Here is a 14,964-nt window from a genome sequence, read left to right as displayed (position 1 = left end):
TTTAAGGGGCTGCCCTGAAGTTGCCGGATTTGCCTTTAAGTATATCTTTAGATCAAATGCTAATCCAAGGCTGCGGCAGCGTCCTGCCAGTTTGCAAACCATTTGATAAGGAATTGGGGCTTCAACATGTCAGAACTTTTGCTTTCCCCCGAAATTTGGGCCGCTTTTTTCGCACTTGCGACAATGGAAATCGTGCTCGGGATCGACAACCTGATTTTCATCTCGATTGTCGCCAACAAGTTACCCGAACCCGCTCGCACCCGTGCCCGTCAGGTCGGCATTGCGTTGGCTCTTGTGCTCAGACTGCTCTTGCTTGGGATGATTGCATGGATTGTGGGACTGAAAGAGCCGGTCTTTGATCTTGGGATTTCCGGCCCCTTGGGGGCTCACGGCGAGCCGACCTTTGAAACAGCTTTCTCGTGGCGGGATCTGATCCTTATTGGCGGTGGAATGTTTCTGGTGTGGAAAGCAACCAGTGAGATTCATCAGAAGGTTCAGCCCCAACCGGCGGAATCTGTTTTTACCTCGGGGGCGACAGCGGCGCTTGGCACTGTAATCGTGCAGATCGTGGCGCTTGATGTGGTATTCTCTGTGGACAGTATTCTTACTGCTATCGGCATGACGGAAGTCATCGCGGTGATGTATGCCGCTGTTATCGTTGCCGTAGGTATCATGTTCCTTGCCGCTGGTCCGGTCACACGATTTGTTCACGACAATCCGACGGTTATCATGCTCGCACTAGCATTTTTGCTGATGATCGGGATGGTGCTGATCGCCGACGGGTTCGGACGGCACGTGCCAAAGGGCTATATCTACGCGGCCATGGCGTTTGCAGCGTTTGTGGAGGCACTGAACATGTTTGCACGACGGAACCAGCGCGCACGGGCGCGATCAACTTCGCAGCCTAAAAGTCAGGATATGTGAATGCAATGGAGCCGCAGCTGCACACCTGGCTATTGCGAATTGTTCCGTTCCCGAGATTGCTGCCATAACCGGTCACCGTCTTAGCCAGGTGACTGCGATCTTGGATGCGCACTATTTGAGTAGGGATTCTGCTCTGGGGCGGTCTGCGATTCACAAACTGGAGACATACGCAAATTCAGGAAATTCTCCCAACTGACGTCCCAACTGCCGAAACGTTTCGGCGGCTGATCTTCCTAAGTCATTGAAAGTGTTGGTAGCGGGAGAGGGACTTGAACCCCCGACACGCGGATTATGATTCCGCTGCTCTAACCACCTGAGCTACCCCGCCGTACCGTGGCGCTGTTTAGGCAAAGGAACGGCAGGCGTCAAGCGGGGAATTGACGGTTATTTGCGCTCTTTTGCACTTTCTTTTGTCCGGTCCTGCGAAGGGGCTTAAAAACAAGGGGATCGGCCCTTTGTTGCGTGTTCATGACAGCTTGACCACGCAGGGGCGGTGCCGCTAGGGCTGGAGTATGGCTTCAACTTCGCTCGATCTTGTCTTCTCTGCTTTGTCCGATCCGACCCGTCGGGCGATTCTCAGCCTCTTGCTTGAGGATGATATGGCAGTGACGGATGTCGCGGAGCCATTCGAGATGTCTCTGGCTGCGATTTCGAAACATCTGCAAATTCTGACCCGTGCGGGCTTGATCGAACAGGAACGGCGGGGACGGGTGAAGTGGTGCAAACTGGTGCCCGAAGCGTTGCGGGAGGCTTCGGTCTGGATGGAAGGCTTCGGACAGTTCGAAGCGGTCAACCTCGACCAGTTCGAAAGGTTTCTTGCATCCGAGACCATTGCGACGGAATGATCGCGTCTATCTGTCCTGTAGCAGCATGAACAGGGCCAGCACTGTTCCAGCGACCCCGATCAAGATCACGGGTGACGGTACGCCACCGCCAAGCGCCAGTTCCCAGACGATCACCCAGCTTGGAGTGAGATAGGTATAGGCCATGACTTTGGCCGAAGGCAGGGACAGGGTAGCATACTGCACCAGAAAGAAGGTTATTGCCGTAGAACTGATCGACAGATAGGCCAGCCCGATCCAGAAAATCGGGGGCAGGGCGGCCCAGTCTACGACTGCAAGATCGCGGAAGGACAGTGCAAGCAGGATGATACCGCCCGCGATCAGAGTACCAAGTGTGAAGACGGCCGGATGCTCTCCGCGGTTCAGGCGGCGCACGAGCGGGGTGTAAAACGCATGGGCGATGCAGCCGGTGAAGAAGATAATCTCGCCGCGTCCAACGTCAAAACGCAACAAGGCGTTCAAATCGCCGCGGAAAATCACCCAGACCGCGCCGCTGCCCCCCACAACCAGTGCAAGGGTCATCCAGCGGGTGGTGATCTGGCGCAACAGGATATAGCCGAATATTGCTGACAGTATCGGAGTCAGGGTGAAAATTGCGGCTGTTGAAACCGAAGAGGCGGTTTTGAGCGCTTCAAACATAAGCACGAAGTAAACCGAGAATATCCCGCCGAGCAGAACGTAACGCCATGGCGCCTTCAGGTCCGAGCCTTTGAGTCCCGGGCCAAGTCCGGTAAACGCCCCTACAACGATCGAGGCCAGCACAAACCGCAGGGCGGTCAGGGACAGCGGGTCTACCAGATGGGCGATCCGCACGCCCAGCGGGAACGAACCTGCAACAAGGACGGAGAAGGTTAGCATGGCCAGATGGCCGCGCCTTTGGGCTGCCTGCGCAGGGATGCTTGCTATTGTCATACTTCTTCTTACCCCATCACAGCGGGTTGGCAATCTGAAGTCGCGTGCGCAATCTTTGCAGTGTTGCTAATCGTGGAACAATGCTTTGCCAAAGCGCGGGCTTATGTCCGGTCTCTTTGGGGCTTAAGTCTCGGGTAACAGAATTTGGAGACTTACCATGACTAACACAATCCTGAAAATCAATGCATCCGCTCGAATCACCGCCAGCGCCTCGCGCCCTTTGGTGGACCGCGCCGTTGCAAAACTGTCAGGCGCAGACACCCGGGTGATCGAACGTGATCTGTCCGCAGCCGTTCCTTCGGTAGATGAACAATGGCTGAACGCCAACTGGACACCAGCAGATGCCCGCACTGCCGAGCAAACTGCCGCATTGGAGCTGTCCGACACGCTGATCGCAGAGCTTAAAGAAGCTGATACAATTGTTATTGGCCTTCCCATGTACAACTTCGGTGTTCCTGCCAGTTTCAAGGCCTGGGTAGACCTGATCGCCCGTAACGGTGAAACTTTTGCCTATACTGACGAAGGTGCAAAGGGGCTGCTGGAAGGCAAGCGTGCGGTTGTTATCGTTGCTACCGGCGGTGTTCCTATCGGCAGCGCGGCGGATCACGCCACACCGTTTGTGACCACCGTGCTCGGCTTTGTCGGTATCACGGATGTGACCTTCATCGACGCTGCCTCGTTGGTGGCCAATTCCGACACTGTTGTGCCCAAGGCCGAAGCCGCAATCGACGCTTTGGCAGCATAACTTGACAAGGGGGCTTCGGCCCCCTAAACGCTGCTTTATCCATTGGAAGCACCAGCCTTCCGGTCTCAGGATCGCCACCCGTCAGCGAGTTTCGCCCACGGGTGATTTTGTCGTATGGGCAAGGGCGTTCTGGGACTGGGAATATCAGGAGGCTGCTTACATAGACTGCAACCGCGTTAACTGAAAGGACGCCAAGGCCATGTTCGAAAGTCTCTCCGACCGCCTCTCTGGCGTTTTAGACAAGCTGACCAAACAGGGTGCGCTGTCTGACGCTGATGTGTCCACCGCCCTGCGCGAAGTACGTGTGGCCCTGCTGGAAGCCGATGTTTCCCTGCCGGTGGCCCGTGACTTTATCAAGGCTGTGCAGGAAAAGGCGACAGGGCAGAACGTAACCAAATCGGTGACGCCGGGTCAGCAGGTCGTCAAGGTCGTGCACGACGAGATGGTGCATTTCCTTGCCGGTGACGATGCCAACGCGGGCCAGTTGAAAATTGACAACGCCCCTGCACCGATCCTGATGGTTGGTTTGCAAGGGTCGGGTAAGACCACAACGACTGCGAAGCTCGCCAAGCGTCTGACAGAGCGGGACAAGAAGCGGGTGCTGATGGCCTCGCTTGATACCAACCGTCCGGCGGCGATGGAACAGCTTGCAATTCTGGGCACACAGATCGGCGTTGACACTCTGCCGATCGTAAAGGGCGAAACGCCTGTACAGATTGCCAAACGGGCCAAGCAGCAGGCGACCTTGGGTGGCTATGACGTTTACATGCTCGACACGGCTGGCCGCCTGCATATTGATCAGGAACTGATCCAGCAGGCCGCTGATGTGCGCGATGTGACCAAGCCGCGGGAAACCCTGCTGGTGGTTGACGGGCTGACAGGTCAGGACGCGGTGAATGTCGCGACAGAGTTCGACGACAAGATCGGCGTGTCCGGCGTGGTGCTGACCCGTATGGACGGGGACGGGCGCGGCGGTGCGGCGCTATCTATGAAAGCTGTGACCGGCAAGCCGATCAAATTCGTCGGCCTTGGCGAAAAAATGGACGCGCTGGAGGAATTCCACCCCGAGCGCATCGCGGGCCGCATCCTTGGCATGGGCGATATCGTCAGTCTTGTGGAAAAGGCGCAGGAAACCATCGAGGCCGAACAGGCCGAAAAGATGATGAAACGGTTCGTCAAAGGTCAGTTCAACATGAACGACCTGAAAGGCCAACTGGAGCAGATGCAGAAAATGGGCGGCATGGAAGGCATCATGGGGATGATGCCGGGCATGAAGAAAATGGCAAAACAGGTGGAAGACGCCGGTTTTGACGACTCTGTGCTGAAACGTCAGGTCGCCCTGATCCAGTCCATGACCAAAAAGGAACGCGCCAACCCTGCGATCCTGCAAGCCAGCCGTAAAAAGCGGATTGCGCGCGGGGCAGGCATGGAAGTGTCTGATCTGAACAAACTTCTCAAGATGCACCGGCAGATGGCCGACATGATGAAGAAGATGGGTAAGATGGGCAAAGGCGGCATGATGAAACAGGCCATGAAGGGCATGATGGGCAAGGGCGGTGGCCTGCCCGGCGGAATGCCCGCAGATATGGATCCCAAACAGCTTGAAGCCGCGGCGAAGAAACTGGGCGGCAAGCTGCCCGGTGGCCTGCCCGGTCTGGGCGGCGGCGGTTTGCAACTGCCCCCCGGTCTGTCCGGTTTCGGGAAGAAAAAATGACCCTGACAAACGCCCCCACACTGGAAACAGAACGGTTGGTCCTGCGTGGACCACAGGTCGCGGATTTCGAACCGCTGGCTGCCTTCTATGATTCCGAACATTGTGTGGGTTTTGGCGGTCGCCTGAAACGGGATGAGGCATGGCGCTGGTTTGCGACCAATGTGGGCCACTGGCACATCCACGGTTACGGTTATTTTTCCATCGTGGAAAAAGCCAGCGGCGCGGTTGCGGGTCTGACCGGCATCTGGAACCCCGAAGGCTGGCCGGAACCGGAACTGGGCTATGCCCTGTTCGAAGCGTTTGAAGGCCGTGGAATCGCGCGCGAAGGCGCAGAGCGGGCCCGCCAGTGGGCATTCGAGGATTTGGGCTTCAAAACCCTGTCGTCCCATATTGTGCCGGGAAATGCGCGTTCGATTGCGCTGGCGGAACGGATGGGCGGCACTTTCGAGAAGGCCTATCACAACCCGCATATGGGCGAAGACCATATCTACCGTTACCCGACACCGGAGTACGCCCGATGAGCACCGGTGCAGACAACACCGCCGTTGAAAAAGCTGCAGAGCTTCTAAAGGAACACCGCGCCAGTATCGACCGTCTGGATGCGATCCTTGTCTATACTCTGGGCGAGCGGTTCAAACACACACAGGCCGTGGGAAAGCTGAAAGCTGCCCATGACCTCCCGCCATCTGATCCAACCCGTGAAGCCAGCCAGATAGACCGTCTGGAACGTCTGGCCCGCGAGGCGGATCTTGATCCCGAATTCGCCAAGAAGTTCCTGAACTTCATCATCAGCGAAGTCATCCAGCACCACAAACAACATCAATCCTAATTCCCGAATGTAGGGTGGGACGAGCGCCCCCCGACCACGCCATCTAAAGGAGATACACCCATGGCAATGAAGATCAGACTGGCCCGCGGCGGTTCCAAGAAACGCCCTTTCTACCGTGTTGTTGCAGCCGACACACGTATGCCACGCGATGGCCGCTACGTTGAAAAACTCGGCACATACAACCCGCTGCTGGCCAAAGACGACGAAAACCGCGTTCAACTGGACATGGAACGCGTTCAGTACTGGCTCGGCGAAGGCGCACAGCCAACAGACCGTGTTTCCCGTTTTCTGGAAGCTGCCGGCGTTGTTGAGAAGAAAGAGCGCGCCAACCTGAAAAAAGCCAAGCCAGGCAAAAAAGCTGTTGAGCGCGCCGAAGAGAAAGCCGCTAAAGAAGCTGCTGCCAAAGAAGCCGCTGCTGCACCTGCAGAAGAAGCTCCTAGCGAAGAAGCTGCTGCTGAATAAACCAAACACGGAACGGATCGAAATGCATAAATTTACCGCAGAGTTCCGGTCCGAGTTTGTAAATCTGTTGAAGTGGCGCCGCGATGTGCGCCACTTCAAAACCACCCCTGTTCCCCAAGACAGCCTTGCCGAATGTCTGGACGCGTTTCGCCTGTCCCCTTCCGTCGGCCTGTCCGAACCCTGGCGCATTGTCAGCCTGGAATCCGAGGCGGCACGAGCCAAAGCCTATGAAAATTTCCAAATCCAGAATGATGCAGCCCTTGCTGGATATTCCGGTGACAAGGCGAAAACCTATGCCAGCCTGAAGCTGGCCGGTATGAAAGAAGCCCCCGTTCAATTTGCGATCTTTTGTGACGAGGAAACGGAGAAAGGTTCCGGCCTTGGCGCTGCAACCATGACAGAAACCCGCCGCTATTCCGTGGTTTCGGCCATCATGTCTTTCTGGCTGGTGGCACGGGCCTATGGTCTGGGGGTCGGCTGGGTATCCATTCTGGATGCAAACCAGTTGCGCGCGGATCTTGGCGTGCCGGAAAGCTGGTCTCTGGTGGCCTATCTGTGTGTCGGCTACCCGACCGAGGAAAGCCTGCAACCGGAACTGGAAGCCAAAGGCTGGGAAGAGCGGACGGAAACCGTTGACGTGATTTCCCGCTAGGCGCACAGGATCAGGGGCGCTGCCCCTGAAACCCCGGGATATTTTCCCCCAAAAAGAGCGTAAATCCCTATCAGGCGGCGAAACCGTCGGTCTGGCGCGACCAGAATCCGGCGTAATGGCCGTTGAGGTCGAGCAGTTCTTCGTGGGTGCCGCTCTCTACGATCCGGCCTGCGTCCAGCACTACAATCCGGTCCATCCGCGCGATGGTGGACAGGCGGTGCGCGATGGCGAGCACGGTTTTGCCCTCCACCACCTGATCGAGCGCTGTTTGAATGGCGGCTTCCACTTCGGAATCAAGCGCAGAGGTGGCCTCGTCCAGCACCAGTATCGGCGCATCCTTCAGGATGGCACGGGCGAGCGCAATCCGCTGGCGCTGGCCGCCGGAGAGTTTGACACCGCGTTCCCCGAGATGGGCATCGTAGCCACGGCGGCCCTTGTGGTCTTCCAGCCCGAGAATGAAGTCATGGGCCTCGGCACGTTTGGCAGCGGCGATGAGGTCGTCTTCTGTGGCATCAGGGCGACCGTAAAGGATGTTGTCGCGGGACGAGCGGTTGAACATTGCGGTGTCCTGCGTGACCATACCGATCTGGCGGCGCAGGTCTTCCTCGCTCACCTCGCGGATGTCCTGCCCGCCAATACGGATCGCGCCTTTTTCCACGTCGTAAAGTCGCAGCAACAGGGCGACGAGGGTGGATTTCCCTGCACCTGACGCGCCGACGATGCCGATTTTTTCGCCCGGTTTGATTGTCAGGTTGATGTCCTCGATGCCGTTGCCGTCCCGACCGTAGCCGAAACTGACGTGATCGAAGGTGATTTCCTTGCGCCCGTCCAGCCCCTTGGGGGCATTGGGCTGATCCAGACGGTGGCGCGGGGTCAGGGTGCGCATGCCGTCCTCGACCTCTCCGACATTGGCCCAGATCGCCATCAGGGTGAAGCTGACCCAGCCGGTCATCTGCGCGATACGGATGGAAATCGTGCCCGCGGCGGCGATGTCACCCGGAGAGGCCAGCCCGCGGGACCAGAGCCAGAGCGTGCCGCCGATCAGGGCAACCGGCAGAAGTCCGGCCACCATCATCAGAGTCAGTCGGAAACCGGCAGAAAGGATGCCGAAATCAAGCGCGCGGTCGCGGAACTCCGAAATGGCGCCAATGGCGGCGCGGTCTTCGTGATCCGCATGGGCGAAGAGTTTGACGGTTTTAATATTGGTGATCGTATCTACCACCTGACCGGACACCATGGCCCGCGTGCCTGCCCGTGCCTTGGAACGTTCGCGGATACGGGGCATGAACCAGCGGATCAGCAACAAATAGACCAGCAGCCAGACCGCCAGCGCCATTGCAACGGTGCCATTGATAGAGGTCAGCAACAGCACCGACCCGACCAGCGAGGCGAGCGCGAAGAACACCACGTTGATGACTTCGACCGCCACATCCGTCATGGCGCGGGCCGCCTGCATCTGTTTCTGGGCAATGCGGCCTGCGAAATCATCGTCAAAGAAGCTGACGGTCTGCCCCAGTGTCCAGCGGTGCAGGCGGGTCAGCACCAGCGGGTTCACGTTCGGGGCCACCAGCACGGAATTGGCGGTTGAAGATGCGCCAAAGGCCAACGGGCGCAGGATCAGGAAGAAACCGGCAGCAAGCACCAGCAGCATCAGGTTCTGGTCCCAGAACACATCCGGCCCGCTGAGAAGGGCCGCGTCGATCACTTTGCCCAGCAGGATCGCAGTCACCACTTCCAGTGTGCCGACAAAGGCAGATAGCAGCCCCGCCACCGCCAGCCAGCCGAAGGCCCCGCTCAGCGCCCAGCGAAAAAACGCCCCGAGCGTTTGCGGCGGTGGTCCTTCGGCCCGTGCAAAGGCATCTATCAATCCTGCAAAGCGTCTCATTCTGTGTCCAGTCCCAACATTTCACCCGATTGGCGGGACCAGAAACCGGCGTAAAGCCCGCCTTTGGCCAGCAGTTCGGCATGTGTCCCGATCTCGGCAATCTGTCCGTCGTCCAGAACCACGATCCGGTCCATCCGCGCGATGGTGGACAGGCGGTGGGCGATGGCGATGACGGTTTTGCCTTCCATCACACCGGAAAGGGCATTCTGGATGACGGCTTCGCTTTCACTATCTAGCGCGCTTGTGGCTTCGTCCAAGACCAGAATCGGCGCGTCTTTGAGCACAACACGCGCAAGCGCAATCCGCTGGCGTTGCCCGCCCGACAGTTTCACGCCCCGTTCCCCGACGAAAGCCTCCATCCCGCGCCGTCCTTTCGGATCTTCGAGATCGGGGATGAACTGGGCGGCATCGGCACGGATGACGGCGCGTTCGATATCTGCCTCTGTCGCATCCGGTGCGCCCAGCACGATGTTGTCGCGCACAGAGCGGTGCATCAGGCCGGGTTCCTGCGTGACCATACCAATGGCGCGGCGCAGGCTTTCTTGTTGCACTTTGGAAATATCCTGCCCGTCAATTTCAATCCGCCCCGATTCAGGGTCCATAAAGCGCAGCAGCAGGTTTACAAGCGTGGTTTTCCCCGCGCCGGAGCGCCCGACGAGACCGACTTTTTCACCTGCCGCGATGGTTAGGTTGATACCGTTCAACCCGCCTTCACCCCGTCCGTAATGGTGGGCCACGTCAATCAGTCTGATCTCCCCCTTGCTGACATGCAGTTCGGGGGCTTTGTCGCTGTCGGTGACGGTGTGCTCTTTGGCGATGGAGTCCATGCTTTCGTGGATTTTTCCTGCGTTTTCAAACAGCAGCGTGGAAACCCACATGATCCAAGCCGTCATGGCAGACAGGCGCATCACCAGTGCGGTGACGGCGCTTAATTCGCCCACGCTCACAGCACCGCTGCGCCAGTAGTAGAGCGACAACCCGACCACTCCTGCGATCAGGATGCCCGTAAGGATACCCAGATCCAGCCGGATACGGGTCCAGAGCCGCAGGAAGAGCATGAACCTCTCGCGGTCGGCCCGGGCGGCCTGCAAGGCAAAATCTTTTTCTCGGCTGTCGCCCGAAAACAGTTTGACGCTCTCGATGTTGGTATAGGCATCCACCACCCGCGCTGTGACCATCGATCGGGTGCGCGACATATCTTCGGAGGCTTTGGAAATCTTGCGCCCCATGTGAACGATGTAAACGACAAAAGCACAAAGCCAGAGCAGCATCGGCAGGGCAAGGGCCGGCGTTACCGAGGACATGATCCACAATGCACTGACGAAGTAGATCGACACGAACCAGACTGCTTCGAAGAAGGTATAGACATTGTCCTCGACCGCTGGGCCGATCTGCATCACGCGGTTGGCCAGTCTGCCAGCAAAATCATTGTGAAAGAACTCGCGGCTCTGACCCAGCATGTGGGTGTGGGCCCGCCAGCGTACCTGATCGCGCATGGCGCTTGACAGGGCCTGATGCTGCAAGACCCCGTTCAGAAAGAAAGCCAGCGGCCGCCCGAACAGCAACAGGGCTGCCACCGCCATCAGTTCCAGACCATAGCGCCCCCAAAGCGCATCACCATCGGTCTGGTTTACATAGTCGATGATCTGGCCGCTATAGCTGATCAGCCAGGTTTCCAGCAGGGCCACCACCAGCCCGCCAATCAGCAGCCATGGCAAAAGCCGGTTGAAGGGGCGCAGTTCGCTGCGGATGAATGCCCAGATATTACGGGGCGGGGTGCCGAGATCCCGATTGGCAAACGGATCGACGATAGATTCAAAAAAACGGTACATAACAGAATTCCAACAGACAAAGAGAATTGTGCCACGGGCAAATAAAGACAGGGAATGTCAGGATATGGCCGAAGGGGCCAAGACAACAACGTGGCTGATTGAGGACGGACGGAAAAATGCCCGCATCAAGGGGCTATAGGATTTTTCCGGCCTTCTTGATTTTCCAACAATTCATGCGGCACCTCTTGGTTGATGCAAAAGATGTAGCACCGCATCGCCAGCCTGTCACCTGTTTCTTTCCCTCAAAAGCGGGTGCCGGATCAGGGCTGCGGCATGGTAAAAGTAAACTCTGTGCTGTCAGGGTCTGAACGCACCGAGAGCCTGCCGCCATGAGCCTCTGCAATTCCCGAGGCGATATGCAGTCCCAAACCCAGCCCGCTGCGTTTGTTGCTGCTATTTCCTTGCTGGAATGGAAGAAACAGATTCCCGACGTGCTCTGGCGGGATCATATCACCCTCGTTTCTGACAGAAAGTTTGAACTGCCCGTCTTCGCTTCGGGCGTTCACTTGAATGGTCCGGCCCTTGGCGCCGTGTGTCACCGCGTTGCCCAGCAGGTTTGACAACATCTGGGCGATACGCTCCCTGTCACAATTAACATTCTGTGGTAGGTCAATTTTACATTCGATCATATGTTCGGGGGATACTGCCCTGATTTCCGAAACGATTTGCTGGATAACAGGTTCAAGGGGTTCATCTGCATTCCGCTCGATGATGATCCCGCCGTCCTGACGCTCTCTTGCGTGATCCAAAAGGTTTTCGATCAGATTGCCCATCCGGTTGATAGAGGCCTGCATGAGGCTGACGATGCTCTCGGATCTCGCATCCAGTTGCCTGCGTCCCAGAAGCCGTAGGCCAGCCTCTAGCGCGTTGACCGGATTGCGCAGGTCGTGGGCCAGAATTGCGATGAACTGCTGCTGGATTTCTGCCAGTTCGCGTTCTTTCTCGACAGCCGTTTCGCTTTCTTGCAAGCGCTCTGCGGTTTCCAGACTGTCCCCGATCATTTTGGCAAACAGGCGGAACATCCCCAGCACCTGATCGTCCTTTAACTTTCGCGGTGCGGGATCAATCGCGCAAAGCGTTCCGAAGAAGGAGCCGTCCAGCTTGTAGATCGGGATCGAAATATAGCTCTGAATGTTGTAAATTTCAGGCGTGTGATGAGTACAATACTGCGGGTCGTTTTGAACATCATCAATCACGATTTCCGCGTTAGCCATACGGACTTCGTGACAAAGCGTTGTTTCGACGTCCAATTCATCTCCGGGGGTTAGCCCGAAGTTGATTTTATCTACTGTGCGGCACGTGACCCAACGGGAGTCCGTGACCCGCGCTACCGCGGCGAACCCCATACCAGTTACGAGCGTGACTGTTTCCAGCAGATTCGGAACGAGCGTACTGCGGGCGATTTCGTCAATATCATCCTGAAAGTCGTGTGTCAGGGAAGGTGAAGTCAAAGCGAGAGTTCCACTCCGGTCGTCGTTGAACAGCCGCAGCTGTGTGTTAGCACGGATTACGGGTAATAGATTGTAACTTCATCAGTAAATAGAGACCACCAGAACTTGGTTGTCCTGTCAATATAAAGGAAATGGGGAGAAACCCCAAGTAAAGTGCACGCCGGTCTGACAGTGTTTTCAGCCGCTTGTTTCGGGAATTTTGGCGTAGTGGGTGAAAAGGAGGGTATCGAACATCTTTTCATTGGAGCTTTGGCGGGTTACTTGGAAAGGATGCAAACCGCAACAAGGCGGGTGCGGAAATCAGACGGATAGACTGGGGCCGGAACTTGGCAAAAAACGATACCATCTGCGTAGCGGCGATAATGGGAGCTTTCGGAGTGAAAGGGGAGGTGCGGATCAAATCCTTTTGCGCCCAACCCGAAGATGTGGGCAGTTACGGCCTGCTCAGCTCTGAGGATGGCAGCCAGACCTTTGATCTGACCGTCACCCGTCCGGTCAAGGGTGGCTTTGCCGCGCGGATCAAGGGGATCCGCTTCAAGGACGAAGCCGACGCGCTGCGCGGTGTGCGGTTGTTTGTACCCCGCAGTGCGCTGCCGAACCTGCCGGATGACGAGTATTACTACTCCGACCTGATTGGAATGGTTGTGGTCGACACAGGCGGCGAGACGCTCGGCAAGGTTCGGGCAGTGCATGACCACGGGGCAGGGGACATCATTGAGGTGCGTCTGACTTCGGGGGGCGATGCCCTGCTACCTTTTACCCGCGAAATTGTGCCAACTGTAGATATGACATCCGGCCGGATCGTCGTTGATCCGCCGGAAGGGGCGATAGATGGCGGCTGATCCCGCTGCACCGGACGCTCTGGCGCGCTGGAGCCGAAAGCACGCGCGGGAGACCGCCGCTTTTGCCGATCTGAATGATCTGCTGGAGGGTGAACCTGCGCTGGGCGGGCTGGTGGTAGCGGATTGCCTGCGGATTGCAGAGGATCGCAGCGTGTTTCTGGCGCATCTGGATGGGGCACCGCTGATTATCAAACATTTTACCGGGCTGGACGGCATTGCACGGGCTGCGCAGGTGCATCAGGAACTGGCATCGCGTCACGCGATTATGGGCAGCGGATTGCTGCAGGTCTGCGAGCCAAAGCAGTTTCTGCCGCAAAAACCGCTCACCTTTCGGGCCTATCAGGCCGGAGAGAGGCTCGACACAATTCTGGAGCAGGCCATCCCTGCCGCACGGGCGCAAAAGCTGCGTCAGGCGGGGCAATGGCTCGCGCTTTATACCAGCGACAGTCGCAGCACTGCCGGATTTGGTCCGTGGAAATGGATCAAGCGGATTGCGCCGCCGCAAGGCAGCGCATATGCACCGCTAATAAACCGTCTGAAAGCGCGATTGCGTGAGCAGGCCCCGAACCTGATGGGAAAGCCTGTACAGGTGGCCCGTACCCACGGCGATTTCGCCGCCTTGAACCTGATCTGCGACGGCCCGATAATGACAGGCATCGACATCGAAAACCGCCACGAACTGGCCGTGACAAAGGATCTGGCGCGGTTTCTTGCTCAGGCGCAAAGTTACCGGCGGCCTCAGGGCGGATGGGTGCCGCAACCCGATCTTGATGCCATATTAGAGGGGTTCGGTCCTCTGCCGGAGTTCGACAGCGGCCCCGTTCTGCGGTTTTTCTACGGCTTGGAACTGGGAAGGCGGCTGATGGGCAGCAATGGGACAGAGGCCCAGACAGAAAATCTGGTAGCAGCGTTGCGCGCCTATGTGAACAACCGGAAAGACAGCCGATAGACAAAAGCGGCAGAACGGATTAATCCGCCCCCATGTCCGATGAAAAGAAACCTTTGTCCCACGGGATGAAAACCCGCAGCCTGACCCGTTCACACGGGCGTCTTGCCGTGCGCCCCTCTCTCAAACCACGGGAATTGATGTCCGACACGCCTGACATTGCAGGTGCCTGGCGGGCGAAGGTCATCACCCTTTTCCCCGGTGCGTTTCCCGGCGTGCTTGGGCAATCCCTGACCGGCAAAGCCCTGCAAGAGGGAAAATGGGCTTTGGAGCCAATAGATCTGCGCCAGTTTGGAACCGGCAAACACAAGGATGTGGATGACACGCCAGCCGGTGGCGGCGCGGGCATGGTCCTGAAGGCGGATGTGGTCGGGCAGGCGTTTGATGCGGCCCGTCCGGGCACGCCGGTGGATCAGAGCCGCTGGCCGGTCATCTACCTGTCCCCACGGGGCAAACCCTTTACACAAGCCATGGCACAGCAGTTTTCCAAGGCTGAAGGCATGACCCTTTTGTGCGGCCGTTTTGAGGGCGTGGATGAACGGGTGCTCGAAGAATATAACGTGCAGGAAGTCTCGCTCGGGGATTTTGTGCTGACAGGCGGGGAAATTGCTGCGCAAGCGCTGATTGATGCGACCGTGCGCCTGTTGCCCGAAGTGCTTGGCAATGCGGCCTCCACCGAGGAGGAAAGCCATTCGAACGGTCTGCTCGAACACCCTCAATACACCCGTCCGGCGGAATGGAAGGGGCGTGGTATCCCCCCAGTTCTGACCTCCGGCCATCACGGCAATGTGGAAAAATGGCGCCGCGAACAGTCCGAACGGATTACACGGGAACGTCGTCCCGATATGTGGGCGCGTTACCTGACAGACAAGGAATAAAGTACCGCGGCAAAGCTGCTTTGACCGGCAGGTTTCAATGTTCCCCAAAT

At 57.7% G+C, this 14,964-nt stretch carries 15 protein-coding genes and 1 tRNA gene; 11 read left to right on the top strand and 5 right to left on the bottom strand.

Going from position 1 to position 14,964, the window contains the following annotated elements:
- The first annotated feature begins 126 nt into the window (after window positions 1-126).
- The gene (locus tag C0U40_RS08810) at window positions 127-924 is read left to right on the top strand and encodes a TerC family protein (RefSeq protein ID WP_101655371.1); all 798 of its coding nucleotides are present in this window, start codon (window positions 127-129) and stop codon (window positions 922-924) included.
- A gap of 251 nt (window positions 925-1,175) precedes the next feature.
- Here C0U40_RS08810 and C0U40_RS08800 read toward each other — a convergent pair.
- Window positions 1,176-1,252 (bottom strand) — tRNA-Met (locus tag C0U40_RS08800).
- 184 nt (window positions 1,253-1,436) lie between these two features.
- Between C0U40_RS08800 and C0U40_RS08795 the strand changes: the two genes are divergently transcribed.
- Window positions 1,437-1,769: an ArsR/SmtB family transcription factor gene (locus C0U40_RS08795; protein WP_069301294.1), complete on the top strand. Its 333-nt coding sequence runs from the start codon at window positions 1,437-1,439 to the stop codon at window positions 1,767-1,769.
- Window positions 1,770-1,775: 6 nt separating this feature from the next.
- Here the strand turns inward: C0U40_RS08795 and C0U40_RS08790 are convergent, their stop codons facing one another.
- Complete coding sequence (locus C0U40_RS08790; RefSeq protein WP_101655370.1) at window positions 1,776-2,678, bottom strand: DMT family transporter; 903 nt, start codon at window positions 2,676-2,678, stop codon at window positions 1,776-1,778.
- Window positions 2,679-2,835: 157 nt separating this feature from the next.
- On the opposite strand from C0U40_RS08790, the gene C0U40_RS08785 reads away from it, so the two are divergent.
- The 6 genes from C0U40_RS08785 (at window position 2,836) to bluB (ending at window position 7,080) form a co-directional block, all read left to right on the top strand.
- Complete coding sequence (locus C0U40_RS08785) at window positions 2,836-3,423, top strand: FMN-dependent NADH-azoreductase (protein ID WP_101655369.1); 588 nt, start codon at window positions 2,836-2,838, stop codon at window positions 3,421-3,423.
- Window positions 3,424-3,622: 199 nt separating this feature from the next.
- Window positions 3,623-5,137, top strand: a complete 1,515-nt coding sequence (gene ffh, locus C0U40_RS08780; protein WP_101655368.1) for a signal recognition particle protein — start codon at window positions 3,623-3,625, stop codon at window positions 5,135-5,137.
- On the top strand, window positions 5,134-5,658 hold the full coding sequence (locus C0U40_RS08775) for a GNAT family N-acetyltransferase (RefSeq protein ID WP_101655367.1): 525 nt from the start codon (window positions 5,134-5,136) through the stop codon (window positions 5,656-5,658). Before ffh ends, C0U40_RS08775 begins: the two co-directional genes overlap by 4 nt.
- Window positions 5,655-5,966: a chorismate mutase gene (locus tag C0U40_RS08770; RefSeq protein ID WP_101655366.1), complete on the top strand. Its 312-nt coding sequence runs from the start codon at window positions 5,655-5,657 to the stop codon at window positions 5,964-5,966. The genes C0U40_RS08775 and C0U40_RS08770 overlap by 4 nt, the downstream gene beginning before the upstream one ends.
- 60 nt (window positions 5,967-6,026) lie before the next feature.
- On the top strand, window positions 6,027-6,428 hold the full coding sequence (gene rpsP, locus C0U40_RS08765; protein WP_101655365.1) for a 30S ribosomal protein S16: 402 nt from the start codon (window positions 6,027-6,029) through the stop codon (window positions 6,426-6,428).
- Window positions 6,429-6,450: 22 nt separating this feature from the next.
- Entirely contained in the window at window positions 6,451-7,080 is a 630-nt protein-coding gene (gene bluB / locus C0U40_RS08760) for a 5,6-dimethylbenzimidazole synthase (protein ID WP_101655364.1), read from the top strand.
- A 70-nt stretch (window positions 7,081-7,150) separates the two neighbouring features.
- Here bluB and C0U40_RS08755 read toward each other — a convergent pair whose 3' ends face one another.
- From C0U40_RS08755 to C0U40_RS08745, 3 genes are all read right to left on the bottom strand, one after another.
- Window positions 7,151-8,965, bottom strand: a complete 1,815-nt coding sequence (locus C0U40_RS08755) for an ABC transporter ATP-binding protein (RefSeq protein WP_101655363.1) — start codon at window positions 8,963-8,965, stop codon at window positions 7,151-7,153.
- Complete coding sequence (locus tag C0U40_RS08750) at window positions 8,962-10,797, bottom strand: ABC transporter ATP-binding protein (protein WP_101655362.1); 1,836 nt, start codon at window positions 10,795-10,797, stop codon at window positions 8,962-8,964. Before C0U40_RS08750 ends, C0U40_RS08755 begins: the two co-directional genes overlap by 4 nt.
- A gap of 260 nt (window positions 10,798-11,057) precedes the next feature.
- Entirely contained in the window at window positions 11,058-12,248 is a 1,191-nt protein-coding gene (locus C0U40_RS08745; RefSeq protein ID WP_286134869.1) for a GAF domain-containing sensor histidine kinase, read from the bottom strand.
- Between the two features lie 326 nt (window positions 12,249-12,574).
- Between C0U40_RS08745 and rimM the strand changes: the two genes are divergently transcribed.
- From rimM to trmD, 3 genes are read left to right on the top strand one after another with little or no spacing between them, the layout of a single operon-like run.
- A complete protein-coding gene (gene rimM, locus C0U40_RS08740; protein WP_101655361.1) occupies window positions 12,575-13,090 on the top strand; it encodes a ribosome maturation factor RimM in 516 nt (171 codons plus the stop codon).
- Window positions 13,080-14,039, top strand: a complete 960-nt coding sequence (locus C0U40_RS08735) for a hypothetical protein (protein ID WP_101655360.1) — start codon at window positions 13,080-13,082, stop codon at window positions 14,037-14,039. The genes rimM and C0U40_RS08735 overlap by 11 nt, the downstream gene beginning before the upstream one ends.
- A 32-nt stretch (window positions 14,040-14,071) precedes the next feature.
- The gene (trmD, locus tag C0U40_RS08730; RefSeq protein ID WP_286134868.1) at window positions 14,072-14,914 is read left to right on the top strand and encodes a tRNA (guanosine(37)-N1)-methyltransferase TrmD; all 843 of its coding nucleotides are present in this window, start codon (window positions 14,072-14,074) and stop codon (window positions 14,912-14,914) included.
- Window positions 14,915-14,964: the final 50 nt, after the last annotated feature.

This window comes from Neptunicoccus cionae (assembly GCF_002860325.1).
Classification (GTDB): domain Bacteria; phylum Pseudomonadota; class Alphaproteobacteria; order Rhodobacterales; family Rhodobacteraceae; genus Amylibacter; species Amylibacter lutimaris.
The sequence above is the reverse complement of the archived record's forward strand: the minus strand, read 5'-3'. Positions and strand labels throughout refer to the sequence as shown.

Bases quoted from the DNA above. Each gene is read 5' to 3' on its own strand.
- C0U40_RS08810 (WP_101655371.1), top strand. From the start codon at position 127: ATGTCAGAACTTTTGCTTTCCCCCGAAATTTGGGCCGCTTTTTTCGCA.
- C0U40_RS08795 (WP_069301294.1), top strand. From the start codon at position 1,437: ATGGCTTCAACTTCGCTCGATCTTGTCTTCTCTGCTTTGTCCGATCCG.
- C0U40_RS08790 (WP_101655370.1), bottom strand. From the start codon at position 2,678: ATGACAATAGCAAGCATCCCTGCGCAGGCAGCCCAAAGGCGCGGCCAT.
- C0U40_RS08785 (WP_101655369.1), top strand. From the start codon at position 2,836: ATGACTAACACAATCCTGAAAATCAATGCATCCGCTCGAATCACCGCC.
- ffh (WP_101655368.1), top strand. From the start codon at position 3,623: ATGTTCGAAAGTCTCTCCGACCGCCTCTCTGGCGTTTTAGACAAGCTG.
- C0U40_RS08775 (WP_101655367.1), top strand. From the start codon at position 5,134: ATGACCCTGACAAACGCCCCCACACTGGAAACAGAACGGTTGGTCCTG.
- C0U40_RS08770 (WP_101655366.1), top strand. From the start codon at position 5,655: ATGAGCACCGGTGCAGACAACACCGCCGTTGAAAAAGCTGCAGAGCTT.
- rpsP (WP_101655365.1), top strand. From the start codon at position 6,027: ATGGCAATGAAGATCAGACTGGCCCGCGGCGGTTCCAAGAAACGCCCT.
- bluB (WP_101655364.1), top strand. From the start codon at position 6,451: ATGCATAAATTTACCGCAGAGTTCCGGTCCGAGTTTGTAAATCTGTTG.
- C0U40_RS08755 (WP_101655363.1), bottom strand. From the start codon at position 8,965: ATGAGACGCTTTGCAGGATTGATAGATGCCTTTGCACGGGCCGAAGGA.
- C0U40_RS08750 (WP_101655362.1), bottom strand. From the start codon at position 10,797: ATGTACCGTTTTTTTGAATCTATCGTCGATCCGTTTGCCAATCGGGAT.
- C0U40_RS08735 (WP_101655360.1), top strand. From the start codon at position 13,080: ATGGCGGCTGATCCCGCTGCACCGGACGCTCTGGCGCGCTGGAGCCGA.
- trmD (WP_286134868.1), top strand. From the start codon at position 14,072: ATGTCCGATGAAAAGAAACCTTTGTCCCACGGGATGAAAACCCGCAGC.